The organism is Streptomyces callyspongiae (genome assembly GCF_047200695.1).
Taxonomy (GTDB): domain Bacteria; phylum Actinomycetota; class Actinomycetes; order Streptomycetales; family Streptomycetaceae; genus Streptomyces.
In genome coordinates, this window is sequence record NZ_JBJZOM010000005.1 from 213,751 (window position 1) to 239,328 (window position 25,578).

The 25,578-nt window shown below is 71.4% G+C and carries 24 protein-coding genes; 22 read left to right on the forward strand and 2 right to left on the reverse strand.

The window, feature by feature from the left end; genetic code table 11:
* The first annotated feature begins 93 nt into the window (after positions 1-93).
* The 7 genes from mltG to ACL06G_RS06675 all read left to right on the forward strand — a co-directional run bounded on the left by mltG (position 94) and on the right by ACL06G_RS06675 (position 6,938).
* Positions 94-1,830, forward strand: coding sequence for an endolytic transglycosylase MltG (mltG, locus tag ACL06G_RS06645; RefSeq protein ID WP_412835563.1), 1,737 nt, complete (start codon positions 94-96; stop codon positions 1,828-1,830).
* Positions 1,827-2,657 (forward strand): shikimate dehydrogenase, encoded by an 831-nt coding sequence (locus ACL06G_RS06650; RefSeq protein ID WP_412784305.1) that lies wholly within the window; start codon positions 1,827-1,829, stop codon positions 2,655-2,657. The genes mltG and ACL06G_RS06650 overlap by 4 nt, the downstream gene beginning before the upstream one ends.
* A gap of 115 nt (positions 2,658-2,772) precedes the next feature.
* The gene (aroC, locus tag ACL06G_RS06655) at positions 2,773-3,957 is read left to right on the forward strand and encodes a chorismate synthase (RefSeq protein WP_412835564.1); all 1,185 of its coding nucleotides are present in this window, start codon (positions 2,773-2,775) and stop codon (positions 3,955-3,957) included.
* On the forward strand, positions 3,954-4,469 hold the full coding sequence (locus tag ACL06G_RS06660) for a shikimate kinase (protein WP_412784307.1): 516 nt from the start codon (positions 3,954-3,956) through the stop codon (positions 4,467-4,469). Before aroC ends, ACL06G_RS06660 begins: the two co-directional genes overlap by 4 nt.
* Entirely contained in the window at positions 4,466-5,560 is a 1,095-nt protein-coding gene (gene aroB, locus ACL06G_RS06665) for a 3-dehydroquinate synthase (RefSeq protein ID WP_412784308.1), read from the forward strand. Before ACL06G_RS06660 ends, aroB begins: the two co-directional genes overlap by 4 nt.
* On the forward strand, positions 5,557-6,000 hold the full coding sequence (gene aroQ, locus ACL06G_RS06670) for a type II 3-dehydroquinate dehydratase (protein ID WP_412784309.1): 444 nt from the start codon (positions 5,557-5,559) through the stop codon (positions 5,998-6,000). The genes aroB and aroQ overlap by 4 nt, the downstream gene beginning before the upstream one ends.
* Positions 6,001-6,134: 134 nt before the next feature.
* Complete coding sequence (locus tag ACL06G_RS06675) at positions 6,135-6,938, forward strand: AAA family ATPase (RefSeq protein ID WP_412784405.1); 804 nt, start codon at positions 6,135-6,137, stop codon at positions 6,936-6,938.
* A gap of 84 nt (positions 6,939-7,022) precedes the next feature.
* On the opposite strand, the gene ACL06G_RS06680 is transcribed toward ACL06G_RS06675, so the two are convergent.
* Positions 7,023-9,410 (reverse strand): ATP-binding cassette domain-containing protein, encoded by a 2,388-nt coding sequence (locus ACL06G_RS06680; RefSeq protein WP_412784310.1) that lies wholly within the window; start codon positions 9,408-9,410, stop codon positions 7,023-7,025.
* 236 nt (positions 9,411-9,646) lie between these two features.
* Here ACL06G_RS06680 and ACL06G_RS06685 point away from each other — a divergent pair, with 236 nt between their 5' ends.
* The 3 genes from ACL06G_RS06685 to nusB are packed head-to-tail and all read left to right on the forward strand — an operon-like array spanning position 9,647 to position 11,815.
* Positions 9,647-10,765 carry a M24 family metallopeptidase gene (locus tag ACL06G_RS06685; RefSeq protein WP_412784311.1) on the forward strand — a complete coding sequence of 373 codons (1,119 nt, stop codon included), beginning with the start codon at positions 9,647-9,649 and terminating at the stop codon, positions 10,763-10,765.
* Between the two features lie 55 nt (positions 10,766-10,820).
* Positions 10,821-11,387: an elongation factor P gene (gene efp, locus ACL06G_RS06690; RefSeq protein ID WP_412784312.1), complete on the forward strand. Its 567-nt coding sequence runs from the start codon at positions 10,821-10,823 to the stop codon at positions 11,385-11,387.
* 2 nt (positions 11,388-11,389) lie between these two features.
* Positions 11,390-11,815 (forward strand): transcription antitermination factor NusB, encoded by a 426-nt coding sequence (gene nusB / locus ACL06G_RS06695; RefSeq protein WP_412784313.1) that lies wholly within the window; start codon positions 11,390-11,392, stop codon positions 11,813-11,815.
* Between the two features lie 66 nt (positions 11,816-11,881).
* Here nusB and bldD read toward each other — a convergent pair whose 3' ends face one another.
* Positions 11,882-12,382 (reverse strand): transcriptional regulator BldD, encoded by a 501-nt coding sequence (gene bldD, locus ACL06G_RS06700; RefSeq protein WP_412784314.1) that lies wholly within the window; start codon positions 12,380-12,382, stop codon positions 11,882-11,884.
* Between the two features lie 207 nt (positions 12,383-12,589).
* Here bldD and pyrR point away from each other — a divergent pair, with 207 nt between their 5' ends.
* The 12 genes from pyrR to coaBC all read left to right on the forward strand — a co-directional run bounded on the left by pyrR (position 12,590) and on the right by coaBC (position 25,485).
* The gene (pyrR, locus tag ACL06G_RS06705; protein ID WP_412784315.1) at positions 12,590-13,192 is read left to right on the forward strand and encodes a bifunctional pyr operon transcriptional regulator/uracil phosphoribosyltransferase PyrR; all 603 of its coding nucleotides are present in this window, start codon (positions 12,590-12,592) and stop codon (positions 13,190-13,192) included.
* A gap of 127 nt (positions 13,193-13,319) precedes the next feature.
* A complete protein-coding gene (locus tag ACL06G_RS06710) occupies positions 13,320-14,312 on the forward strand; it encodes an aspartate carbamoyltransferase catalytic subunit (RefSeq protein ID WP_412784316.1) in 993 nt (330 codons plus the stop codon).
* Positions 14,309-15,595: a dihydroorotase gene (locus ACL06G_RS06715; RefSeq protein ID WP_412784317.1), complete on the forward strand. Its 1,287-nt coding sequence runs from the start codon at positions 14,309-14,311 to the stop codon at positions 15,593-15,595. The genes ACL06G_RS06710 and ACL06G_RS06715 overlap by 4 nt, the downstream gene beginning before the upstream one ends.
* Positions 15,592-16,191: a PH-like domain-containing protein gene (locus tag ACL06G_RS06720; RefSeq protein WP_412784318.1), complete on the forward strand. Its 600-nt coding sequence runs from the start codon at positions 15,592-15,594 to the stop codon at positions 16,189-16,191. Before ACL06G_RS06715 ends, ACL06G_RS06720 begins: the two co-directional genes overlap by 4 nt.
* Positions 16,188-17,348, forward strand: a complete 1,161-nt coding sequence (gene carA / locus ACL06G_RS06725; RefSeq protein ID WP_412784319.1) for a glutamine-hydrolyzing carbamoyl-phosphate synthase small subunit — start codon at positions 16,188-16,190, stop codon at positions 17,346-17,348. The genes ACL06G_RS06720 and carA overlap by 4 nt, the downstream gene beginning before the upstream one ends.
* Complete coding sequence (gene carB, locus ACL06G_RS06730; RefSeq protein ID WP_412835565.1) at positions 17,341-20,652, forward strand: carbamoyl-phosphate synthase large subunit; 3,312 nt, start codon at positions 17,341-17,343, stop codon at positions 20,650-20,652. Before carA ends, carB begins: the two co-directional genes overlap by 8 nt.
* An 8-nt stretch (positions 20,653-20,660) precedes the next feature.
* Positions 20,661-21,788, forward strand: a complete 1,128-nt coding sequence (locus ACL06G_RS06735; RefSeq protein WP_412784321.1) for a quinone-dependent dihydroorotate dehydrogenase — start codon at positions 20,661-20,663, stop codon at positions 21,786-21,788.
* Complete coding sequence (gene pyrF, locus ACL06G_RS06740; protein WP_412784322.1) at positions 21,785-22,642, forward strand: orotidine-5'-phosphate decarboxylase; 858 nt, start codon at positions 21,785-21,787, stop codon at positions 22,640-22,642. Before ACL06G_RS06735 ends, pyrF begins: the two co-directional genes overlap by 4 nt.
* Before the next feature lie 210 nt (positions 22,643-22,852).
* Complete coding sequence (locus ACL06G_RS06745; RefSeq protein WP_027762615.1) at positions 22,853-23,170, forward strand: integration host factor; 318 nt, start codon at positions 22,853-22,855, stop codon at positions 23,168-23,170.
* 44 nt (positions 23,171-23,214) lie between these two features.
* Positions 23,215-23,772, forward strand: a complete 558-nt coding sequence (gene gmk, locus ACL06G_RS06750; protein WP_412835566.1) for a guanylate kinase — start codon at positions 23,215-23,217, stop codon at positions 23,770-23,772.
* 81 nt (positions 23,773-23,853) lie between these two features.
* Positions 23,854-24,132 carry a DNA-directed RNA polymerase subunit omega gene (gene rpoZ, locus ACL06G_RS06755; protein ID WP_412784324.1) on the forward strand — a complete coding sequence of 93 codons (279 nt, stop codon included), beginning with the start codon at positions 23,854-23,856 and terminating at the stop codon, positions 24,130-24,132.
* A gap of 138 nt (positions 24,133-24,270) precedes the next feature.
* On the forward strand, positions 24,271-25,485 hold the full coding sequence (gene coaBC, locus ACL06G_RS06760; protein ID WP_412835567.1) for a bifunctional phosphopantothenoylcysteine decarboxylase/phosphopantothenate--cysteine ligase CoaBC: 1,215 nt from the start codon (positions 24,271-24,273) through the stop codon (positions 25,483-25,485).
* The last annotated feature ends 93 nt before the right edge of the window (positions 25,486-25,578 follow it).

Sequence of the window (25,578 nt, forward strand, 5' to 3'; positions counted from 1 at the left end):
CGTTCGAACACAGCGGCGTCACCGGCACAGGAACACGCCCGCGCGCGGCTACCGCGCACACCAGAGCAGCCGTCCGGCGGCGCTAGGGGACCGATGACTGACTATGGCCGGGGCTCCGGCTCGCAACCGTGGCATGCCGAGGACCCGCTCTTCGGAGATCAGGGATGGGGCGGCGACCGGCAGGGCGGGCCGAACGGCGACTGGAGCCAGGCCGTACCGGACCCCTACGCCCAGCCCTACCGGGACGCCTACCAGGGCTACGGAATGTCGGACCCCCACCAGACCGGTGCGTACCCCACCGCCCCGTACACGGACCCCTCCTACCTGCAGCAGCCCCACCAGGGCTACCCGGCCCCCGGCTATGGAGACACCGGGTACATCCCCCCCGTGCACGACGACACCGGGTACCAGCAGCCCGTCCCGTCCCAGGATCCTTACGGCTACGGCGCCCCGTACCCCTCCCAGGCCCACGCCGGGCACGGCTGGACGGCGCATCCGGGCGGCGACGCCTACGACCCGGGGCCGTCCGGCGGCCCGTACGACACGGGCGCCACCGATCCGTACGGCATGGAGGCCGTTCCGGCGGCACCCGAACCCGAACCCGAACCCGCCGGACCCGGCAGCGGGCTGCCCCGCAGCGGGCCCGATCCGGAGACCGGCTGGGACCCGGGGCCGGACCAGGGCGAGAGCGCGTTCTTCCGTGACGACGACGCGGAGGACGAGGGCGACGGCGACGACGCCGCCGGCGGGCGCGGCGGCCGCAACCGGGGCGGCACCAAGCGGCGCAGCAGTGCCGCCTGTCTGGGCGTGCTCGTACTGCTGGGTGCCGTCGTCGGCGCCGCCGCCTGGTTCGGCTACGGCTTCTACGAGTCGCACTTCGCACCGGCCCCGGACTACTCCGGGGAGGGCCGCGGTTCGGTGCAGGTCGAGATCGAGGACGGCTCCTCCGTCACCGACATGGCCGTCGCGCTCGAGAAGGCCGGGGTCATCAAGAGCACCGGCGCCTTCACGGAGGCGTCGGCCGGCGAGGCGGACAAGGCGCAGTCCATCCAGCCCGGCGTCTACACCCTCCACCGGGAGATGTCCGCCGCGGCCGCGATCGACCTGATGCTCGACCCCGCCAGCCAGAGCACGCTCATCGTGCCCGAGGGGCTGCGCGCGTCGAAGGTCTTCGCGTTGATCGACGACCGGACGGGGGCGCCCGAGGGCACCACCGCCGAGGCGGCCGACTCCACCGACCTGGGGCTCCCGAAGTGGGCCGACGGCCGGATCGAAGGATTCCTCTACCCGTCCCGGTACAGCGTCACCGAGGAGACGGAACCCGCGGACGTGCTGCGGAAGATGGTGGACAGGGCCGAGAGCCACTACGAGAAGGCCGACCTCGCCGACGAGGCCGAGCGGCTGGGCATGGACTCCCCGCGGGACGTCCTCACCGTCGCCTCGCTCGTGCAGGCGGAGGGCAAGTACAAGCACGACTTCGTCAAGGTCGCCCGCGTCGTCTACAACCGCCTGAAGCCAGGCAACACGGAGACCAACGGGTACCTGCAGTTCGACTCCACCTACAACTACGCCAAGAACCAGTCCACGCTCGACGTCCCGTCGCCGAGCGCCATGGCCCGGTTCGACGACCCCTACAACACCTACGCCCGGAAGGGGCTCCCGCCCGGGCCCATCAACAGCCCCGGCGCCGAGGCGCTGCACGCCGCGCTCCAGCCCGCCGACGGCGACTGGTACTACTTCGTCTCGGTGACGGAGAACAACACCGTCTTCTCCGACACCTACGAGGAGCACCGGCGCAACGTGCAGAAGTACGAGGAGGCCAAGCAGTGAGCGGCAGGCGCGCCGCCGTTCTGGGCAGCCCGATCGCGCACTCCCTGTCGCCGGATCTGCACCGTGCCGCCTACGCCGAACTCGGCCTGGACGAGTGGACCTACGAACGCTTCGAGGTCGACGAGGCGGGCCTGCCCGGTTTCCTCCAAGGGCTGAGCGGCGACTGGGCGGGACTGTCGCTGACCATGCCGCTCAAGCGTGCGGTCATTCCGCTGCTGGACGAGGTCAGCGCCGGCGCAGCCGCGGTCGAGGCGGTGAACACGGTGGTCATCGGCGCCGACGGGCGCCGGACGGGCGACAACACCGACATCCCTGGCATGGTCGCCGCCCTCCGCGAACGGGGGGTGGGCCAGGTGGAACGGGCGACGGTGCTCGGCGCCGGAGCCACGGCGGCCTCGGCGCTCGCGGCGCTGTCCCGCGTCTGCACCGGAGAGGTCACCGCGTACGTGCGCAGCGGGAACCGTGCCGAGGAGATGCGCGGCTGGGGGGAGCGGCTCGGCGTGCCGGTGCGGACCAGGCCGTGGGAGACCGCGCCGGAGGGCCTCGGTGCTCCGCTCGTCGTCGCCACCACACCCGCCGGGAGCACCGACCACCTCGCTCCGGACGTGCCCGCCGGGGCCGCGACACTCTTCGACGTGCTGTACGACCCGTGGCCCACCGCGTTCGCCGCGGCGTGGGGCCGTGCCGGCGGGGCCGTCGTGAACGGTCTCGACCTGCTCGTCCACCAGGCCGTGCTGCAGGTCGAGCAGATGACGGGAATCTCCCCGGCCCCACTGGCGGCCATGCGGGCCGCGGGTGAGCGCGCCCTGGCCCGCGGCCCGGCCTGAGACCGTCCGGCAGCCGGACCGCTCCCGCGCGCGCCCGCCGCGACGTGGGAGGATCGGCACCAGGCACAGATGTGCGTCCGGGACGCCCTGCCGGACGCGGAACCGAGGAGCACCGTTGAGCAGGTTGCGCTGGCTGACCGCCGGAGAGTCGCACGGACCGGCACTGGTGGCGACACTGGAGGGGCTTCCCTCCGGAGTACCCGTCACCACCGACATGGTCGCGGACGCACTCGCGCGGCGGAGGCTCGGCTACGGCCGTGGCGCCCGCATGAAGTTCGAGCGTGACGAGGTCACCTTCCTGGGCGGCGTCCGCCACGGTCGTACCCTCGGCTCCCCGGTCGCGGTGATGGTGGGCAACACCGAGTGGCCCAAGTGGGAGAAGGTGATGGCGGCCGATCCGGTCGACCCCCGGGAACTGGAGCAGCTCGCCCGCAACACCCCTCTCACCCGCCCCCGCCCGGGCCACGCGGATCTCGCCGGCATGCAGAAGTACGGGTTCGACGAGGCGCGCCCGGTACTGGAGCGCGCGAGCGCCAGGGAGACGGCAGCGCGGGTCGCGCTGGGGACCGTCGCCCGTTCCTACCTCCGGGAGACCGCGGGCATCGAACTCGTCTCCCACGTCGTCGAACTGGGGTCGACCCGGGCGCCGCACGGCAGTCTGCCCGTTCCCGGAGACGTCGACCGGCTCGACGCGGACCCGGTGCGCTGCCTGGACCCCGCCGCGAGCGAGGCCATGGTCGCGGAGATCGACCAGGCCCACAAGGACGGGGACACGCTCGGGGGAGTGGTCGAGGTCCTCGCGTACGGGGTTCCCGTCGGTCTCGGCTCCCACGTGCACTGGGACCGGCGGCTCGACTCCCGACTGGCCGGGGCCCTGATGGGGATTCAGGCGATCAAGGGCGTGGAGCTCGGCGACGGTTTCGACCTCGCCCGCGTCCCGGGATCCCGCGCCCACGACGAGATCGAGCCCACTCCGGACGGCATCCGACGCCTCTCGGGCCGTTCCGGCGGTACCGAGGGGGGGCTGTCCACCGGTGAACTCCTGCGCGTCCGCGCCGCCATGAAGCCGATCGCGACGGTTCCGCGGGCCCTGGCCACCGTCGATGTCGGGACCGGTGAGGCAGCCGCCGCCCACCACCAGCGCTCCGACGTCTGCGCGGTCCCCGCAGCGGGGATCGTCGCCGAAGCCATGACCGCCCTGGTGCTGGCCGACGCGGTGGCGGAGAAGTTCGGCGGCGACAGTGTCGCCGAGACCCGCCGGAACGTCACCGGCTACCTCGACGGTCTGGAGATCCGATGAACGGCCCCGCCGTCGTCCTGGTCGGCCCGCCGGGAGTGGGCAAGTCCACTGTCGGTGCGCTGCTCGCCCGGCGCCTGGGGACCACCTGCCGCGACACCGACACCGATGTCGAGGAGGCGGCCGGCAAAGCCGTCCCCGACATCTTCTTCGAGGAGGGCGAACCCCACTTCCGCGCACTGGAGCGGCGGGCCGTGGCCGACGCCGTGGCCGGGCACGACGGAGTACTGGCACTGGGCGGTGGCGCTGTCCTCGCCGAGGAGACACGCGCGCTGCTCGCCGGACTCCCGGTGGTCTTCCTCGACATGTCCCTCTCCAGCGCCGTCCACCGCGTCGGGCTCGACGCCCCCCGCCCGTTGCTCACCGTCAACCCCCGCAAGGCGTGGCGGCAGTTGATGGAGGAGCGCCGTCCCCTGTACACCAAGGTCGCACGTGCCGTGGTCACCACCGACGACCGCGACCCCGACGAGGTGGCCCAGGCCGTCCTCGACGCATTGGAGCTCACGCAGGCATGAACACCGACGCCCCTGTACGCATCACCGTCGGCGGCAGTGCCGGTACCGACGCCTACGACGTGCTCGTCGGCAGGCAGCTGCTCGGCGAGCTGCCCCAGCTGATCGGCAGCGGGGCGAAGCGGGTCGCCGTCGTCCATCCCGAGGCACTGGCGGAGACCGGCGACGTGCTGCGCGAGGACCTCGCGGAGCAGGGGTGGGAAGCGGTCGCGATCCAGGTCCCCAACGCCGAGGAGGCGAAGACCGCCGAGGTGGCCGCCTACTGCTGGAAGGCCCTGGGGCAGACCGGGTTCACCCGCAGTGATGTGATCGTCGGAGTCGGCGGTGGCGCCACCACGGATCTGGCCGGCTTCGTCGCCGCGACCTGGCTGCGCGGGGTGCGGTGGGTTGCCGTCCCCACCACCGTGCTGGGCATGGTCGACGCAGCGGTCGGTGGCAAGACGGGGATCAACACCGCGGAGGGAAAGAACCTCGTCGGAGCCTTCCACCCGCCGGCGGGCGTGCTGTGCGACCTGGCCGCCCTGGAGTCGCTCTCGCCCCACGACTACGTCAGCGGACTCGCCGAGGTCGTCAAGGCGGGCTTCATCGCCGATCCCGCGATCCTCGACCTGATCGAGAAGGACCCGGAAGCAGCGCGGCTGCCCGCGGGTCCCCACACCACCGAGCTGCTGCGGCGGTCCATCCAGGTCAAGGCCGACGTGGTCTCCGGCGATCTCAAGGAGGCCGGCCGCCGCGAGGTCCTCAACTACGGCCACACGCTGGCACACGCGATCGAGAAGAACGAGCGCTACGAATGGCGGCACGGCGCGGCCGTGTCCGTCGGCATGGTCTTCGCGGCCGAACTCGGCCGCATCGCGGGCCGACTGGACGACGCGACCGCAGAACGCCACAGGCGTGTGCTCACGGCACTGGGCCTGCCCGTCACCTACCGGGGCGACCAGTGGCCCAAGCTGCTGGAGACGATGAAGGTGGACAAGAAGTCCCGCGGCGACATGCTGCGCTTCATCGTCCTCGAGGGCCTGGCACGGCCCGGGGTGCTGGAAGGACCGGACCCGGCGATGCTGCTGGCCGCCCACGCGGAGATCGCGGCGTGAGCGGGCGCGAGGTGCTGGTCCTCAACGGCCCGAACCTCGGCCGCCTGGGGTCCCGCGAACCCGAGGTGTACGGGACGACGTCCTACTCCGGGCTCGTGGAGCGGTGCACCCGCCTCGGCGAGGAACTCGGACTCAGCGTACGGGTTCGGGAGACCAACGACGAGGGCGAGATGATCCGCTGGCTCCACGAGGCCGCGGACCGGGCCCTCCCGGTGCTGCTCAACCCCGGGGCCTTTACGCACTACTCGTACGGCATGCGGGACGCGGCCGCCCAGCGCACGGCTCCCCTCATCGAGGTGCACCTGTCCAATCCCCATGCCAGGGAGGAGTTCCGGCACACCTCGGTCGTCGCCGCGGTGGCGAGCGGTACGGTCGCCGGATTCGGCGTCGGCTCCTATGAGTTGGCCCTGCGCGCCCTCGCCGAGCAGCTCGCGGGCTGACCGCTCGGCGAAGCTGCGCCGCGGGAACTCCCGCGCCGCACCCGCCGTTCAAACGTGGACGGCGGGGGAAGGGTACCGTGCGGTATCCGACAACCAGTTCCGTGCGGCACGGAAGCGACATGACAGGGGAACGGATGCAGCAGTACGGAACGCAGCAGCCGTTCCCGCCGTCCGGGCCGTACCACGGACACCCGCCGCAGCCTCCCGTTCCGCCTCCGGGACCTCCGCCCGCCCCACCGTCCCGGACGGAGTGGAACGGCGGCGGAGGCCCGGCCGGGCCTCCTTCGCAGGACGGCGGCACCGGGCACATCGCCCTGCCGTCCGGCACACCGGTCTCCCTTCCCGCCCCCGGAGCGGACACGTCCGCCCTCGACGCCACGCGCGCCGCCGTCGCCGTCCTGCTGATCGGGCCCGCCGGGGCGGGCAAGACCACGGTGGCCCGGCACTGGGCGGACCGCAGGCGCGTTCCCACCGCCCACATCAGCCTTGACGACGTGCGGGAGTGGGTGCGGTTCGGTTTCGCGGACCCGCAGTCGGGCTGGAACGACCACTCCGAGGCCCAGTACCGGCTGGCCCGCCGCACCTGCGGCTTCGCCGCCCGCAACTTCCTGGCCAACGGGATCTCCTGCATTCTGGACGACGCGGTGTTCCCCGACTGGCCCGTGGTGGGTCTCGGCGGATGGAAGCGCCATGTGGGGCCCGGGCTCATACCCGTCGTCCTGCTGCCCGGGCTGGAGACGGTCCTGGAACGCAACGCCGGGCGCTCCGGCAACCGCCGGCTCAGCGACGACGAGGTCGCGCACATCCACGGGAGGATGGCCGGCTGGTACAGCTCAGGGCTGCCGATCATCGACAACACCCAGCAGGACGTCGCCACCACCGCCAGGATGCTCGACGAGGCGGTGGCTCGCAGCCTGGCGAGCCCGCCCTCCTGGTAGCCCGCCCTCCCCGCCGCACCGGCACGCGGAGCACCAGTCCCGCTGCCGCGGCTGCGACCCGGCGCCCCCTGCCGGAACCCGCGGTCAGCCGCCCACGTACGCCGCGAGATGTTCACCGGTGAGAGTGGACCGGGCGGCGACCAGATCGGCCGGCGTCCCCTCGAACACGACGCGGCCGCCGTCGTGTCCGGCACCCGGCCCTAGATCGATGATCCAGTCGGCGTGCGCCATGACCGCCTGGTGGTGCTCGACGACGATCACCGACGTCCCGGCGTCCACCAACCGGTCCAGCAGGCCGAGCAGTTGCTCGACGTCGGCCAGGTGCAGTCCCGCTGTCGGTTCGTCGAGGACGTAGATGCCGCCCTTCGCGGCCATGTGCGTGGCCAGCTTGAGGCGTTGCCGCTCACCGCCGGAGAGGGTCGTCAGTGGCTGGCCCAGTGTCAGATAGCCCAGGCCCACGTCGGTCAGACGGCGCAGGATTCTGCGGGCCGCCGGTACCCGGGCCTCGCCGGAGCCGAAGAACTCCTCGGCCTCCCGCACCGGCATCGCCAGCACCTCGCTGATGTCGCGGCCGCCGAGACGGTGGTCCAGCACCGATGCCTCGAACCGTTTCCCCGCGCACTCCTCGCAGGTGACGGCGACGCCTGCCATCATCGCCAGATCGGTGTAGACGACGCCGGCGCCGTTGCATCCCGGGCACGCCCCGGAGGAGTTCGCACTGAACAGCCCCGGCTTGACGCCGTTGGCCTTCGCGAAGGCCTTGCGGACGGGGTCGAGCAGCCCGGTGTACGTCGCCGGGTTGCTACGGCGCGACCCGCGGATCGCATCCTGGCCGATCGCCACCACGTCCGCGTCCCCGGGCAACGACCCGTTCACCAGAGAGCTCTTCCCGGAGCCGGCGACGCCGGTGACGACGACGAGCGCTCCCAACGGTACGTCCACGTCGACGTCCTGGAGGTTGTGCGTCGACGCTCCGCGGATCGCGAGGCGTCCCGTGTGTTCCCGCACCGACGTCTTCAGCGCGGTCCGGTCGCCCAGGTGACGCCCGGTGCGCGTGTCCGAACCCCGCAGCCCGTCCGGTGTGCCCTCGAAGCAGACGGTGCCGCCGGCGGTGCCGGCACCCGGGCCGAGGTCGACCACGTGGTCGGCGATCGCGATCGTCTCCGGCTCGTGCTCGACGACGAGGACCGTGTTCCCCTTGTCCCGGAGCCGGAGCAGGAGTTCGTTCATCCGCCGGATGTCGTGCGGGTGCAGTCCCGTGGTGGGCTCATCGAAGACGTAGGTGACGTCGGTGAGCGACGATCCGAGATGGCGGATCATCCTCACCCGCTGAGACTCTCCCCCCGAGAGCGTGCCGGACGGCCGGTCGAGGGTCAGGTAGCCCAGCCCGATCTCCACGAACGACTCGAGGGTTCGTCCCAGCGCTTCCAGCAGCGGCGCCACCGAAGGCTCTTCCAGGCCCCGTACCCATGAGGCGAGGTCACTGACCTGCATGGCGCAGGCGTCGGCGATGCTGCGCCCGTCGACGAGCGAGGAGCGGGCCGTTTCGCTGAGGCGGGTACCGTCGCAGTCGGGGCAGGCCGTGAAGGTGACGGCGCGGTCGACGAATGCGCGGATGTGCGGCTGCATCGCCTCCCGGTCCTTGGAGAGGAAGGACTTCTGGATCTTGGGAATCAGGCCCTCGTAGGTGAGGTTGATCCCGTTGATCTTCACCTTCGTCGGTCCGCGGTGGAGGAAGTCGTGCCGCTCGGTCTCCGTGTAGGCGCGAATCGGCTTGTGCGGGTCGAGGAATCCCGACTCCCGGAAGAGCCGCACGACCCAGCCGTCCCCCTTGTACCCGGGAACGGTGATCGCGCCCTCGGCGAGCGACCTGGAGTCGTCGAAGAGTTGCGAGAGGTCGATGTCCGACGCCGTCCCCAGGCCCTCGCAGCGCGGGCACATGCCGCCGCTGCGGGTGAAGGTGACGGTCTGTGTCCGGGCGCTGCCACGTTCGACCGTGATGGCTCCGCTCGCCCGGACGGAGGCGACGTTGAAGGAGAACGCGTTGGGAGGGCCGACGTGGGGATCGCCGAGGCGGCTGAAGAGGATGCGCAGCATCGCGTGGGCATCGGTGGCGGTGCCCACGGTGGACCGGGTGTCGGAACCCATACGCTGCTGGTCCACGGCGATCGCGGTCGTCACGCCGTCGAGCACGTCGACCTCCGGACGGGCCGTCGTGGGCATCAGACCCTGCAGGAACGCGCTGTACGTCTCGTTGATCAACCGCTGCGACTCGGCGGCGATCGTGCCGAACACCAGGGAACTCTTGCCCGAACCGGAGACCCCGGTGAACACCGTCAGGCGACGCTTCGGGATCGCGATGCTGACGCCCTGCAGGTTGTTCTCCCGCGCCCCGTGCACGCGGATCAGGTCGTGACCGTCGGCAGGGTGCGGCGCGGCTGCGGAACGGCTCGACGCGGTGACTGTGCCCATCGGTGTCTCCCTCGGTGATGCGGTCCGCCGCGTCCGCCCCGGTGCCACCGGTCGGGCAGCGGAACCGCCGGGGCCGGCGGGCAGCCGGCCGGGCGTGCGGGATCAGGCCTCGGTCACCGACTGTACGGGGCGCGGCCGACACTTTCCGTGCGGCACCGTGCCGTGCGGGGACGTCCCGTCGCCCGCTCGGACCCTCCCGAACGGCCCGTCGTGTCGGGCGACCGTACGCTCACGACATGTCCGACGTGCACATGCTGCGGCGGCTCAGGCTCCGCGAGCGCTGTGCGGCGCACGGCAGCGCCGCCGGCGCCGTGCTGGTCACCCGTCCCGCCAACGTCCGCTACCTCGCAGGGGCCGGACAGCCGGGGGCCGTGCTCCTGCTGGCACCCGACGGCCGCGACACCCTGGTGCTCCCCGCGGACCTCCCGCCGCAGCCCCCGGCCGCCTGGGGACCGCCCAGTGGTGTGCGTGTGCTCGACCTGTCCGGCGAGGACGCGGACGGTGCGGTCGCCGCGGCCGCACTTGCCGCCCGTTCGGGGGCGGACTCCCTCGCGGTCGAGGAGCACGATGTGACCGTGGCCCGCCACCGTGCGCTCCGGGCGGCGGCTCCCGAGCTGCCGCTGGCGCCGCTGACGTGCGCAGTGGAGCAGCAGCGCCTGGTGAAGGACGAGGACGAGATCGCCGCCCTGCGGATCGCCGCGGAGATCACCGACCACGCTCTGGGAGAACTCCTGGAGTCCATTCTGGTCGGCCGCACCGAACGGCACCTGGCCCTCGAACTGGAACGCCGGCTCATCGACCACGGGGCGGAGGGCCCCGCCTTCCCGACGTCGGTCGCCACCGGCCCCCATGCCGGTCTGGCCGCGCATGCCCCCACCGATCGCCGCGTCGAGGAGGGCGACTTTCTCTCGGTGCGCCTCGGGGCCCGCTACCGCGGCTACCGCTGCCGGATCGCACGGACCTTCGTGATCGGGACGGCGCCCGCCGCCTGGCAGATAGAACTCTACGACCTGGTGTTCGCCGCGCAGCGAGCGGCGAGGGAGGCGCTCGCCCCCGGTGCCGCCTGCCGCGACGTGGACCGCGCCGCCCGGACGGTGCTCGACTCCGCGGGCTACGCCGAGGCGCTCGGACCGGCCACCGGGCACGGGGTGGGACTCGAAATCGGAGAGGACCCTCGGCTGGCTCCCGCCGCCGTGAGTAAACTGGACGATCGTGTGCCGGTCACCGTCGAACCGGGAGTCCACCTCCCGGGACGGGGCGGAGTCCGGATCGACGACACGCTCGTCGTCCGCCCGGCGGCGGACGGCGGGCCCGAGCTACTCACGATCACGACCAAGGAGCTGCTGGCCCTGTGAGACAGGGGCCGGCGCTCACTGGTACCCGCAGCAGTCTCAGGAGATTCAGACAACCGTGGCCAGCACGAACGACCTCAAGAACGGCATGGTGCTCAAGCTCGACGGCGGCCAGCTCTGGTCCGTCGTCGAGTTCCAGCACGTCAAGCCCGGCAAGGGACCTGCCTTCGTCCGCACCAAGCTGAAGAACGTCCTGTCCGGCAAGATCGTCGACAAGACCTTCAACGCCGGCACCAAGGTCGAGACGGCCACCGTGGACCGCCGTGGCATGCAGTTCTCCTACATGGACGGTGAACTGTTCGTCTTCATGGACATGGACACCTTCGACCAGATCCACGTCACCCCGGAGGTGGTCGACACCGCCGCCAACTACCTCGTCGAGGGCTTCGAAGCGACCGTCGCGATGTATCAGGGCAACCCCCTCTTCGTGGAGCTGCCCGCCGCGGTGGAGTTGACCATCGAGCACACCGAGCCGGGCGTCCAGGGCGACCGGTCGACGGGAGGTTCCAAGCCCGCCCGCCTGGAGACCGGCTACGAGGTCGGGGTGCCGCTCTTCATCACCACCGGTGAGAAGATCAAGGTGGACACGCGCTCCGGCGAGTACCTCGGCCGGGTGAACAGCTAACCGTGGCTGCCCGCAACAAGGCGCGGAAGCGCGCCTTCCAGATCCTCTTCGAGGCGGACCAGCGCGGCAGCTCCGTCCAGGACGTTCTCGCGGACTGGATACGGCATGCGCGGACGGATCCGCGCCAGCCTCCCGTCACGGAGTACACCATGGAGCTGGTCGAGGGGTATGCGAAGCACGCGCAGCGTATCGACGAGCTGATCTCGACCTACTCCGTCGGGTGGACGCTGGACAGGATGCCGGTCGTCGACCGCAGCATCCTCCGGCTCGGCGCGTACGAGCTGCTGTGGGGTGAGGACACACCCGACGCAGTCGTCCTCGACGAGGCCGTCCAGCTGGCCAGGGAGTTCTCGACGGACGATTCCCCGACGTTCATCAACGGTCTGCTGGGCAGGTTGAAGGACCTCGGCCCCGGCCTGCGCCGCTGAAGGCGCTGCACCACTGCGAAGGGCCCGGGACGCCGATGCCGGCGTCCCGGGCCCTTCGCCTGCCGGTCAGGCCTCCTCGTGCGAAACGGCACGACGGGCGTCCGCGTCCAGTACACCCCAGCTGATGAGCTGCTCGGTCAGCACCGAGGGCGACTGGTCGTAGATCACCGCGAGCGTGCGCAGGTCGTCCTGCCGGATCGACAGGACCTTGCCGTTGTAGTCGCCTCGCTGGCTCTGGATCGTTGCGGTGTAGCGCTGCAGCGGGCCCGCCTGATCCGCGGGCACGTGCGCGAGCCGCTCCAGGTCGAGTACCAGCTTCGGCGGCGGCTCGGCGGCGCCGCCGGGGGTGGTGCCCGGCAGCAGCTCCTGCACCGGCACGCCGTAGAAGTCCGCCAGCTCGGCGAGGCGCTGTACGGTCACCGCGCGGTCGCCCCGCTCGTACGAGCCGACCACGACGGCTTTCCAGCGCCCCTGGGACTTCTCCTCGACACCATGGAGCGAGAGACCTTGCTGCGTGCGGATGGCCCGGAGCTTGGCTCCGAGCTGCTTGGCGTATTCGCTGGACATAGAGCTCCCCGGGGGACGTCTTGGTAACTCACTGTGAGATTACGCAGCGTAATGTGCGCCGTCAAGCTGAACGGGGTCCGCTGCGTCCGATCAGGTCGAAGAGGCCTCCCCGGGATGCGGGTGGCAGCTCTCCTGCTACCCTGGGCGGCGCACAATCAGGCGTCCTTTAAAGACCGTCCCGTGAGGCGGAGAAGGAGGTCCTCAGCCGTGGAAACCACCACCGGCCCACCCCCCGGGGAAGACGCCCACCCCGACAACGCCCGGCCCGTACTGGAGGCCCCCGACATCGCGCGGGTCGTCACCCGCATCGCGCACGAGATCGTCGAACGCGCCAAGGGCGCGGAGGACGTCGTGCTTCTCGGGATCCCCACACGCGGCGTGTTCCTGGCAGGCCGGTTGGCCGCCAAGCTCGAGGAGATCACCGGCCGCGCCGTGCCCGTCGGCTCCCTCGACATCACCATGTACCGCGACGACCTGCGGATGCGTCCCGCCCGGGCCCTCGCCCGGACCGACATCCCGTCCGACGGCGTGGACGGCCGCCTCGTCGTCCTCGTCGACGACGTGCTCTTCTCGGGCCGCACCATCCGTGCCGCGCTCGACGCCCTCGGCGACATCGGAAGGCCCCGCGCTGTCCAGCTCGCCGTACTCGTCGACCGCGGCCACCGCGAGCTGCCGATCCGCGCCGACTACGTCGGCAAGAACCTCCCCACCTCCCTGCGCGAGACGGTCAAGGTGCGACTCGCCGAGGAGGACGGCCGCGACGGCGTGCTCCTCGGCGCCCGCGAGTCCGCTCCCGTCCGGGGCTCCTAGCAGCACGACGACCACGTCGGCGCAGCCACCCCCGCGGCGGACCGGGCGGGCGGGACACCCCGCCGCGCGCTGCCCGGACGCGGAACCACGGCGCGCCGCCCTCTCCCACACCCAGACAAGGCAACAGATGAAGCGTCACCTCATCTCGGCCGCCGACCTCACCCACGACGATGCCGTCCTCGTCCTCGACACCGCCGAGGAGATGGCCCGTATCGCGGACCGGCCGGTCAAGAAGCTCCCCACGCTGCGGGGGCGCACGGTGGTGAACCTCTTCTTCGAGGACTCCACACGGACCCGCATCTCGTTCGAGGCGGCAGCGAAACGCCTCTCCGCAGACGTGATCAACTTCGCTGCCAAGGGCTCCTCCGTGTCCAAGGGGGAATCCCTCAAGGACACCGCGCTCACCCTGGAGGCCATGGGCGCGGATGCCGTGATCATCCGTCACCACGACTCCGGTGCCCCCCACCGGCTGGCGACCTCCGGCTGGATCGGCGGCAGCGTCGTCAACGCGGGCGACGGCACGCACGAACACCCCACCCAGGCCCTGCTCGACGCCTTCACCCTGCGCCGACGCCTGTGCGAGGGCGACGCCACCGGCTCCGACCTCTCCGGGCGCCGCGTCACCATCGTGGGGGACATCCTGCACAGCCGCGTCGCCCGCTCCAACGTGCACCTGCTGAGCACGCTGGGCGCACGCGTCACCCTGGTGGCACCTCCCACGCTGGTGCCGGTCGGCATCGAGGGCTGGCCCTGCGAGGTCAGCTACGACCTGGACGCCGTTCTCGACAAGTCCGACGCCGTGATGATGCTGCGGGTGCAGCGCGAGCGGATGAACGCCGCCTACTTCCCGACCGAACGCGAGTACGCCCGCCGGTACGGCCTCGACGGCCGGCGCATGGCCCGCATGCCGGGACACGCACTCGTCATGCACCCCGGCCCGATGAACCGGGGCATGGAGATCACCGCTGACGTCGCCGATTCCCCGCGCTGCACGGCCGTCGAGCAGGTCGCGAGCGGCGTCAGCACCCGGATGGCCGTGCTCTACCTGCTGCTCGGCGGCAGCGAACCCGCCCTCACCACCACCCACACCGCACCCAGCGCCGAGGAGACCGACCGATGAGCACCACCCTGATCCGCGGCGCACGCGTCCTCGGCGGCGAGCCCGCCGACGTGCTGATCGAGGACGGCACGATCGCCCGCGTGGGAGCCGACCTGCCCGCCGCCGGGGTCCGCACCGTCGAGGCGGAGGGCCGGATCCTGCTGCCCGGTCTCGTCGACCTGCACACCCATCTGCGCGAGCCGGGCCGTGAGGACTCCGAGACCGTCCTGACCGGCACCCGCGCCGCCGCCCGCGGAGGGTTCACCGCGGTGCACGCGATGGCCAACACCTTCCCCGTCGCCGACACCGCGGGCGTCGTCGAACAGGTGTGGCGGCTGGGCCGTGAGGCCGGACACTGCGACGTCCAGCCGGTCGGCGCCGTCACCGTCGGGCTCGAGGGCAAGCAACTGGCCGAACTCGGCGCCATGCACGAGTCCGCAGCCGGGGTCCGGGTCTTCTCCGACGACGGCAGGTGTGTGGACGACGCGGTGATCATGCGCCGTGCGCTGGAGTACGTGAAGGCCTTCGACGGCGTCGTGGCCCAGCACGCGCAGGAACCCCGCCTCACCGAGAACGCCCAGATGAACGAGGGCGCGGTCTCCGCCGAACTCGGCCTCGGCGGCTGGCCCGCGGTGGCCGAGGAGTCGATCATCGCCCGGGACGTGCTGCTCGCCGCCCACGTCGGATCCCGGGTCCACATCTGCCACGTCTCCACCGCGGGCTCCGTGGAGATCGTGCGGTGGGCCAAGTCCAAGGGCTGGGATGTCACCGCCGAGGTCACCCCGCACCACCTGTTGCTCACCGACGACCTCGTACGTTCCTACGACCCGGTCTACAAGGTGAACCCTCCGCTGCGTACGGCTGCCGACGTGCAGGCACTGCGCGAGGCGCTGGCCGACGGCACGATCGACTGCGTGGCCACGGACCACGCTCCGCACCCCCACGAGGACAAGGACTGCGAATGGGGTGCCGCCGCCATGGGGATGGTCGGACTGGAGACCGCCCTGTCCGTGGTGATGCACACCATGGTCGGCACGGGACTGCTCGACTGGCCGGCCGTGGCCGACCGCATGTCGTTCCGGCCCGCTGCGATCGGACGCCTCGCCGGGCAGGGCCGTCCCGTCTCACCCGGTGAGCCGGCGAACCTCACCCTGCTCGATCCGGAATACCGTGGTCCGGTTGACCCCGCGGGCTTCGCCTCCCGCAGCCGCAACACCCCGTACCAGGGGCGCGAGCTGCCCGGCCGCGTCACGCACACCTTCCTGCGGGGCACGGCGACGGTCGTCGACGGAAAGCTGCAGTGAGTTCCTTGGTATCCCCGAACCTCTCCCTCCACCCCGATCCCCTGGCCGCGCTCGTGGCCGCGGCTCCCGCGTCCCAGGAGGTCACCCACTGGCCGGAGCGCATCGCCTGGACCGTCGGCCTGCTGCTCTTCGTCGCTCTGCTGTACTGGCTGATGCGGCAGGGGTGGAAGTGGCGCGGAACCCTCCAGGCCGATCTGCCGCCGCTTCCCGAAGCCCCGAAGTCGCCCGGCGCGGAACGCCTCCGCCTCACCGGCCGCTACCACGGTTCGACCACCGCCGGTCAGTGGCTGGACCGGATCGTCGCCCGCGGCCTGGGCGTGCGCAGCAGAGCGGAGGTCCACCTCACCGACGCCGGGGTCGACGTCCGCCGTCCCGGCGCCGAGGACTTCTTCATTCCGGCCGCCCGGCTGCGCGGAGCCCGTCTCGACAAGGGGATCGCCGGCAAGGTCCTGACCGAGGGCGGCCTGCTGGTGATCACCTGGGAGCACGGCGACCGCCGTCTCGACTCGGGCTTCCGCTCCGACCGCGCCGCCGACCACCCCGCGTGGGTGGACGCGGTGAACGCCCTGACGAACGCACAGGAAGGTGCACGATGACCACCCCCGTCCAGCGGAACCGGCAGCCCCGCGCCGCCCTCGTCCTGGAGGACGGCCGTGTCTTCCGCGGCAGCGCCTACGGCGCGGTGGGGGAGACCCTCGGCGAAGCCGTCTTCAACACCGGCATGACCGGATACCAGGAGACCCTCACCGACCCGTCCTACCACCGCCAGGTGGTCGTGATGACCGCCCCGCACGTCGGCAACACCGGGGTCAACGACGAGGACTCCGAGTCGGGCCGCATCTGGGTCGCGGGCTACGTCGTGCGCGACCCCGCCCGCATCCCGTCCAACTGGCGCGCGGTGCGGACCCTCGACGACGAACTGGCCTCCCAGGGCGTCGTCGGCATCAGCGGGGTCGACACCCGGGCCCTGACACGTCACCTGCGGGAGCGCGGCGCCATGCGCGTCGGCATCTTCTCCGGCGACGCGCTCGCGGAGGAGTCCGTCCTCGTGGACCGCGTCAGGTCCGCGCCGCAGATGAAGGGAGCCGACCTCAGCGGAGAGGTCGCCACCGACGTCGCCCGTGTGGTTCCGGCCCGAGGGGCCAAACGGTTCACCGTCGCCGCCGTCGACCTCGGCATCAAGGGGACGACGCCCCGGCTGATGGCCGAGCGCGGCATCGAGGTCCACGTGCTGCCGGCGCACGCCGGCATCGAGGACGTCGAGGCCGTCGCACCCGACGGAGTGTTCTTCTCCAACGGCCCCGGCGACCCGGCGACCGCCGACCGCGCCGTCTCCCTCATGCGGGAGGTCCTGGACCGTCGTACCCCGCTCTTCGGGATCTGCTTCGGCAACCAGATCCTCGGCCGCGCCCTGGGCTTCGGGACCTTCAAGCTCAAGTACGGCCACCGCGGCATCAACCAGCCCGTGCAGGAGCGCACCGCGCAGGGTTCGTGGTCCGGGGGCAAGGTCGAGGTGACCGCCCACAACCACGGCTTCGCCGTCGACGCGCCCCTCGACGGGCCGACCGACACCCCCTACGGGCGGGCCGAGGTCTCGCACCGCTGCCTCAACGACGACGTCGTCGAGGGGCTGCGGCTCCTCGACCGGCCCGCCTTCAGCGTGCAGTACCACCCCGAAGCGGCCGCCGGGCCGCACGACGCCGCCTACCTCTTCGACCGCTTCGTCCAGCTCATGGAGGGCCAGCGTGCCTAAGCGCACCGATATCCAGTCCGTCCTGGTCATCGGCTCCGGCCCGATCGTCATCGGCCAGGCCGCCGAGTTCGACTACTCCGGGACCCAGGCGTGCCGCGTCCTGAAGTCCGAGGGGTTCCGGGTGATCCTGGTGAACTCCAACCCCGCCACGATCATGACGGACCCCGAGATCGCCGACGCGACCTACGTGGAGCCGATCACCGCGGAGTTCGTCGAGCGGATCATCGTCCAGGAACGCCCGGACGCCCTGCTGCCCACCCTCGGCGGGCAGACAGCGCTGAACACCGCCATCGCCCTGCACGACTCCGGGGCGCTCGCCGAACACGGCGTCGAACTCATCGGAGCCGAGGTCGACGCCATCCACAAGGGCGAGGACCGGGACCGCTTCAAGGAGGTCGTGGAGGTCGTCCGCGCGCAGACCGGCCACGGCGAGTCGGCCCGCTCGGTGATCTGCCACTCCATGGAGGAGGTGCTGGCCGGGGTCGACGGCCTCGGCGGGTACCCGGTCGTCGTCCGCCCGTCCTTCACCATGGGCGGGGCGGGTTCCGGCTTCGCCCACGACGAGGCCGAGTTGCGGCGCATCGCCGGGCAGGGGCTCGAACTCTCACCCACCACCGAGGTGCTCCTGGAGGAGTCCATCCTCGGCTGGAAGGAGTACGAGCTGGAGCTGATGCGCGACAGGAACGACAACGTGGTCGTCGTGTGTTCCATCGAGAACTTCGACCCCATGGGAGTCCACACCGGAGACTCGATCACGGTCGCACCCGCCATGACGCTCACGGACCGTGAGTACCAGGTGCTGCGCGACATCGGGATCGCGGTGATCCGCGAGGTCGGCGTCGACACCGGCGGCTGCAACATCCAGTTCGCCGTCAACCCCGAGGACGGCCGCGTCGTCGTCATCGAGATGAACCCGCGCGTTTCGCGCTCCAGCGCCCTGGCCTCCAAGGCCACCGGCTTCCCCATCGCCAAGATCGCCGCGCGGCTCGCCATCGGCTACACGCTCGACGAGATCCCCAACGACATCACCGAGAAGACGCCGGCCTCCTTCGAGCCGACGCTCGACTACGTCGTGGTCAAGGCTCCGCGGTTCGCCTTCGAGAAGTTCCCCGCCGCCGACAACACGCTGACCACCACCATGAAGTCGGTGGGGGAGGCCATGGCCGTCGGCCGGAACTTCCCCGAGGCGCTCAACAAGGCGCTGCGGTCCTTGGAGAAGAAGGATTCGCAGTTCGACTTCGCCGCTCCACCGGGCGACAAGGACACCCTGCTCGCGCAGGCCGCCCGCCCCACCGACGGCCGCATCAACACCGTCATGGGCGCCATCCGGGCGGGCGCCACGCCGCAGGAGGTCTTCGACGCGACGCAGATCGATCCGTGGTTCGTCGACCAGCTCTTCCTCATCCACGAGACGGCGCAGGAGGTCGCGGACTCCGAACGCCTCGACGCCGGACTCCTGCGGACGGCCAAGCGCCACGGCCTGTCCGACGCGCAGATCGCCTCCGTCCGCGGTCTGCGGGAGGACGTGGTGCGCGAGGTACGCCACGCGCTCGGTGTGCGGCCGGTCTACAAGACGGTGGACACCTGCGCGGCCGAGTTCGCCGCCCGCACCCCGTACTTCTACTCTTCGTACGACGAGGAGACCGAGGTCGAGCCCCGCCGTACACCCGCGGTGATCATTCTCGGTTCCGGGCCCAACCGCATCGGCCAGGGCATCGAGTTCGACTACTCCTGCGTGCACGCCTGCTTCGCCCTGCACGACGCCGGCTACGAGACCGTGATGGTCAACTGCAACCCCGAGACCGTCTCCACGGACTACGACACCTCCGACCGGCTCTACTTCGAGCCGCTCACCCTCGAGGACGTCCTGGAGATCGTCCACGCCGAGCAGCAGGCCGGCCCGGTGGCGGGCGTCGTCGTCCAGCTCGGCGGCCAGACGCCGCTGGGCCTGGCACAGGCGCTCAAGGACAACGGCGTCCCCATCGTGGGCACCTCTCCCGAGGCGATCAACCTCGCCGAGGAGCGCGGCGCCTTCGGGCGGGTCCTCACGGAGGCCGGGCTGCCGGCGCCCAAGTACGGCACCGCCTACTCCTTCGAACAGGCCAAGGAGATCGCGGCCGAGATCGGCTACCCCGTCATGGTCCGGCCGTCCTACGTGCTGGGCGGGCGCGGCATGGAGATCGTGTACGACGAGCCGTCCCTCGCCGAGTACCTGAGCCGCCACGCGGGCCTCATCTCCGAGCACCCCGTTCTGGTGGACCGTTTCCTCGACGACGCCATCGAGATCGACGTCGACGCCCTGTACGACGGCAGCGAGCTGTACCTGGGCGGCGTCATGGAGCACATCGAGGAGGCCGGTATCCACTCCGGCGACTCCGCCTGCGCGCTGCCGCCCATCACACTGGGAGGCCACGACGTCAAGCGACTGCGGGCCTCCACGGAGGCCATCGCCGCCGGTGTCGGCGTCCGCGGTCTGATCAACATCCAGTTCGCCATGTCCGGAGACATCCTCTACGTCCTCGAGGCCAACCCGCGCGCCTCCCGGACGGTCCCGTTCACCTCCAAGGCCACCGCCGTCCCGCTGGCCAAGGCGGCCGCCCGCATCTCCCTGGGAGCGACCGTGGCAGAGCTGCGCACGGAGGGCCTGCTGCCTCCCGAGGGCGACGGCGGAACCCTGCCCCTGGACGCGCCGATCTCCGTCAAGGAGGCGGTCATGCCCTGGTCGCGGTTCCGCGACGTCCACGGGCGCGGCGTGGACACCGTGCTCGGCCCGGAGATGCGCTCCACGGGCGAGGTGATGGGCATCGACTCCGTCTTCGGCACCGCCTACGGGAAGTCCCAGGCCGCGGCCTACGGCGCGCTGCCCACCAAGGGCCGGGCCTTCGTCTCCGTCGCCAACCGCGACAAGCGCTCGATGATCTTCCCGGCCCGGGAACTGGTCGCCCACGGCTTCGAACTGCTGGCCACCTCCGGCACCGCCGAGGTCCTCAAGCGCAACGGCATCAACGCGACCGTGGTGCGCAAGCACAGCGAGGGGGAGGGGCCGGACGGCGAGCGGACCATCGTCCAGCTCATCCACGACGGCCAGGTCGACCTGATCGTCAACACACCCTACGGGACCGGTGGACGGCTGGACGGCTACGACATCCGTACCGCCGCCGTCGCCCGCTCGGTGCCCTGCCTGACCACGGTGCAGGCGCTCGCGGCAGCGGTGCAGGGCATCGAGGCGCTCAGCCGCGGTGAGGTCGGGGTCCGCTCCCTCCAGGAGCACGCCCGTCACCTGACCGCCACCCGGAAGGCGTGAGGCCGCGCATGTACCAGCTCCTCTTCCGCACCGTCCTCCGGCGTGCCGATCCCGAACGGGCCCACACCGCCGCGGTCGCGTGGCTGCGGCGCGCGGCACGCGTGCCGGTGCTGCGGACCCTCCTCGCCGCGTTCCTCGCCCCGCGGTACCGCGGCCTGCGCACGGAGGCGCTCGGGCTGCGCATGCACGGCCCGTTCGGGATGGCGGCCGGCTTCGACAAGAACGCCACGGTGATCGACGGCCTGGCCATGCTCGGGTTCGACCACGTGGAGACCGGCACGGTCACCGCGGAGCCGCAGCCCGGAAATCCCCGCCCGCGCCTGTTCCGGCTGGAGCGGGACCGGGCGCTCGTCAACCGGATGGGTTTCAACAACGACGGCTCGGCAGCGGTCGCGGACCGGCTGGCCCGCCGTGCCGCGGGCGGCGCCGCCTTCCGTACCGCAGTCGGGGTCAACATCGGCAGGACGAAGGCGACGCCCGACGCGGAAGCCGTGTCCGACTACGTCGCCTCGACCCGGCGCCTCGCCCCGCACGCCGACTACCTGGTCGTCAACGTCTCCTCGCCCAACACGCCCGGTCTGCGGGACCTGCAGGCGACGGAGCAGCTGCGTCCGCTCCTCGCCGCGGTGCGGGCAGCGGCCGACGAGGCCGTCGTCGGGCGGAGGGTGCCGCTGCTGGTCAAGATCGCTCCCGACCTGGCCGACGAGGACGTCGACGCCGTGGCCGACCTCGCCCTCGACCTCGGCCTGGACGGCATCATCGCCACCAACACCACCGTCGCCCGCGACGGCCTCGGGCTCGTCTCCTCCCCGTCGGCCACCGCGGAGACGGGCGGGTTGTCCGGGGCACCGCTGAAGGCGCGTTCCCTCGACGTCCTCCGCCGCCTGTACACCCGGGTGGGGGACAGGCTCGTGCTGGTCGGTGTCGGGGGAGTGGAGGACGCCGAGGACGTGTGGCGGCGCATCCTGGCCGGCGCCACGCTCGTGCAGGGCTACAGCGCTTTCGTCTACCACGGGCCGTCGTGGAGCCGTCGTATCCACCGGGGGCTCGCCGCGCGGCTCGACGCCAGTCCCTACGCCACCCTCGCCGAAGCCGTGGGAGCCGACACCAGGGGCAGCAGGGAGGCGGCCGCGTGACGCAGCAGACCGTGCAGGAACCCTTCGGGGCCAGGCTCCGCCGCGCGATGGACGACCGCGGTCCCCTCTGCGTCGGGATCGACCCGCACCCGTCCCTGCTGGCCGCGTGGGGACTGACCGACGACCTCGGCGGCCTGGAACGCTTCACGCGTACCGTCGTGGAAGCCCTGGCGGAACGTGTCGCGGTGCTCAAGCCGCAGTCCGCGTTCTTCGAGCGTTTCGGTTCCCGGGGGATCGCCGTACTGGAACGGGCCGTGGCCGAAGCCCGCGGTGCTGGCGCGCTGGTGGTCACCGACGCCAAACGGGGGGACATCGGCTCCACCATGGCCGCATACGCCTCGGCCTACCTGGAGAAGGGGTCGCCGCTGTTCTCGGACGCGGTCACGCTCAGCCCGTACCTCGGGTTCGGCGCGCTGCGTCCGGCGCTCGACCTCGCACGGGAGAACGGCTGCGGCGTCTTCGTGCTGGCGCTCACCTCCAATCCCGAGGGTGCGGAGGTCCAGCATGCCCGCGGCGCCGAGGGCAGGAGTGTGGCGGCGGGCGTGCTCGAGGCACTGGCGGCCGAGAATGCCGGAGCGGCGCCGATGGGTTCCTTCGGTGCGGTGGTCGGGGCCACTCTCGGTGAGGCTCCGGAGCAGCTGGGAGCCCCGCTCGCCATGGGCGGTCCACTGCTGGCGCCGGGGATCGGGGCGCAGGGGGCGACGGCGGCCGATCTCCCGCGCGTTTTCGGCGGTGCGGTGCACCACGTGGTCCCCAGCGTCAGCCGGAGCGTGCTGCGGTGCGGCCCGTCCGTCGACGGCCTGCGGCGGGAGGCCGGGACTCGGGCCGAGCAGCTCGCAGCCCTTCTCTGCTGAGGCAATCTGTGGTGATATGTCCCTAAATGCCGCTACGGAAATCAAGCTGACCAGGGACTTTTCCGCAGTTAGCGCTGACTGGAGCGCCTACGGCCGCTAGTCTCCCGTCGGGAGCACGCACAGCGCGTTGCTCGTTGCTCCGCGGGTGCGGGGCTACTAGGTTCCACACCGATCCATAATCGACAGTTCGACATCCGAGGTGACGTAGGCGTGGCTCTTCCGCCCCTTACCCCTGAACAGCGCGCAGCCGCGCTCGAGAAGGCCGCCGCGGCTCGCCGGGAGCGCGCCGAGGTCAAGAACCGGCTCAAGCACTCCGGCGCTTCCCTCCACGAAGTCATCAAGCAGGGCCAGGAGAACGACGTCATCGGAAAGATGAAGGTCAGCGCCCTCCTGGAGAGCCTGCCGGGCGTGGGCAAGGTCCGCGCCAAGCAGATCATGGAGCGCCTGGGCATCTCCGAGAGCCGTCGGGTGCGCGGTCTCGGGTCCAACCAGATCGCCGCCCTGGAGCGGGAGTTCGGCAGCGCCTGAGGCCGAGGTTTTCGCGCGGAGCGGGAAACCTGGATAATCGCTTCATGGCTCATCGTCCGCGGCTGACCGTGCTCTCCGGCCCCTCCGGGGTCGGCAAGAGCACGGTCGTCGCCCATCTGCGCAAAGAACACCCCGAGGTCTGGCTCTCGGTCTCCGCCACCACGCGTGCTCCCCGCCCCGGCGAGCAGCACGGCGTGCAGTACTTCTTCGTCGACGACGAGGAGTTCGACAAGCTCGTCGCCAACGGCGAGCTGCTCGAGTGGGCGGAGTTCGCCGGCAACCGGTACGGCACCCCGCGCCGCGCGGTGCAGGAGCGGCTGGAGGCGGGGGAGTCCGTCCTGCTGGAGATCGACCTGCAGGGCGCACGGCTGGTGCGTGCCTCCATGCCGGAGGCGCGTCTGGTCTTCCTCGTTCCGCCGAGCTGGGAAGAACTGGTGCGTCGCCTCACCGGCCGTGGCACCGAGGCCCCCGAGGTGATCGAGCGGCGTCTTGCCGCGGCGCGCACCGAGCTGGCGGCGGAGGAGGAGTTCGACACCACCCTGGTCAACACCTCTGTCCAGGACGTGTCCGCCGAGCTGCTAGCCTTGATGAACGACGAGTGACCCGACCGTGACCCCCTCCGGGGCGGTGCGGCACCGGCAACTCGTGCACCACCCCTCGTGACCACCTCCGGAAGGCAGAGCGTGTCCTCTTCCATCACCACGCCCGAGGGCATCATCAACCCGCCGATTGATGAGCTGCTCGAGGCCACCGACTCGAAGTACAGCCTGGTGATCTACGCCGCCAAGCGCGCGCGCCAGATCAACGCGTACTACTCCCAGCTCGGCGAGGGTCTGCTGGAGTACGTCGGCCCGCTGGTGGACACCCACGTCCACGAGAAGCCGCTCTCCATCTCGCTGCGCGAGATCAACGCGGGTCTGCTCACCTCCGAGTCCGTCGACGGGCCGGTCACCGGCCAGTAGCGGCGGCACAGCATCCGCCACGGGCCCGGCAGCGCACTGCCGGGCCCGTGGTGTGTCATGGGTAACAGCCGTGCGGCGGGAGGTCCCGTCGCAGCGCACGGGCAGTACAGGGCAGCGGACTGGCAGCAGGGAGTGAGGATGAACCGGGCAGACGCCGAGGTCGTGCTGGGCGTGGGCGGCGGCATCGCCGCGTACAAGGCGTGCGAGCTGCTGCGCCGCCTCACCGAGTCGGGGCACACCGTCACCGTGGTCCCCACGGCGTCCGCGCTCCGTTTCGTGGGGGAACCCACCTGGTCCGCGCTGTCGGGACGCCCGGCCGCCACCGAGGTGTGGGAGTCCGTCCACGAGGTTCCGCACGTGACCATCGGCCGCCGCGCGGGCCTGGTGGTCGTGGCACCGGCCACCGCCGACCTGCTGGCCAGGGCCGCGCACGGCCTCGCCGACGACCTGCTGACCAACACCCTGCTGACTGCCAGGTGCCCGGTCCTCTTCGCTCCCGCCATGCACACCGAGATGTGGGAGCACCCGGCCACCAGGGACAACGTCGCCACGCTGCGCAGCCGCGGCTGCGTGGTGCTGGAACCGGCCGTCGGCCGGCTCACCGGAGCCGACACCGGCAAGGGCCGGCTGCCCGACCCCGAGGAGATCTTCCGCGCGTGCCGCCGCCTGCTGGCACGGGGAGTGCTGCCTGCAGATCTGGAGGGCCGGCACGTGGTCGTGAGTGCCGGCGGCACCAGGGAACCGCTGGACCCCGTGCGTTTCCTGGGGAACCGGTCCTCCGGGAAGCAGGGCTGGGCCCTCGCGCGCACCGCCGCTGCCCGCGGCGCGAGGGTCACGTTGGTCGCCGCCCACGCCGAGCTGCCGGATCCGGCAGGCGTCGACGTCGTCCGTGTCGGCACGGCGGTCGAGCTGCATCGGGCGGTCGGCGCGGCCGCGGCCGATGCGGACGCCGTCGTGATGGCTGCCGCGGTGGCTGATTTTCGCCCTGCCTCCTACGCGACGGGAAAGATCAAGAAGCAGGACGGCCGGGACCCCGAACCGGTGTCCCTCGTCCGCAATCCGGACGTGCTCGCCGGGCTGGGAGCGGAGCGTCCGCGCCCCGGACAGGTCGTGGTCGGCTTCGCGGCGGAGACCGACGACCCGCTGGAGAACGGCCGGAAGAAGCTGGCGCGCAAGCGCTGCGACCTGCTCGTCGTCAACGAGGTGGGGGAGCGGCGTACCTTCGGCTCCGAGGAGAACGAGGCGGTCGTGCTCGGTGCCGACGGCAGTGAGACGCCTGTGCCGTACGGGCCGAAGGAGGATCTGGCCGACACCGTGTGGGATCTGGTACGGGACCGGCTTGCCGGGGCGTAGGGGAACACCTGAATCGTGCCGCAGTTCGAGACGGAATGATTGGGAACGCTCCTGAGTGGATAAACTGGCCGCGGACCGTCCTCGGGCGCAGCT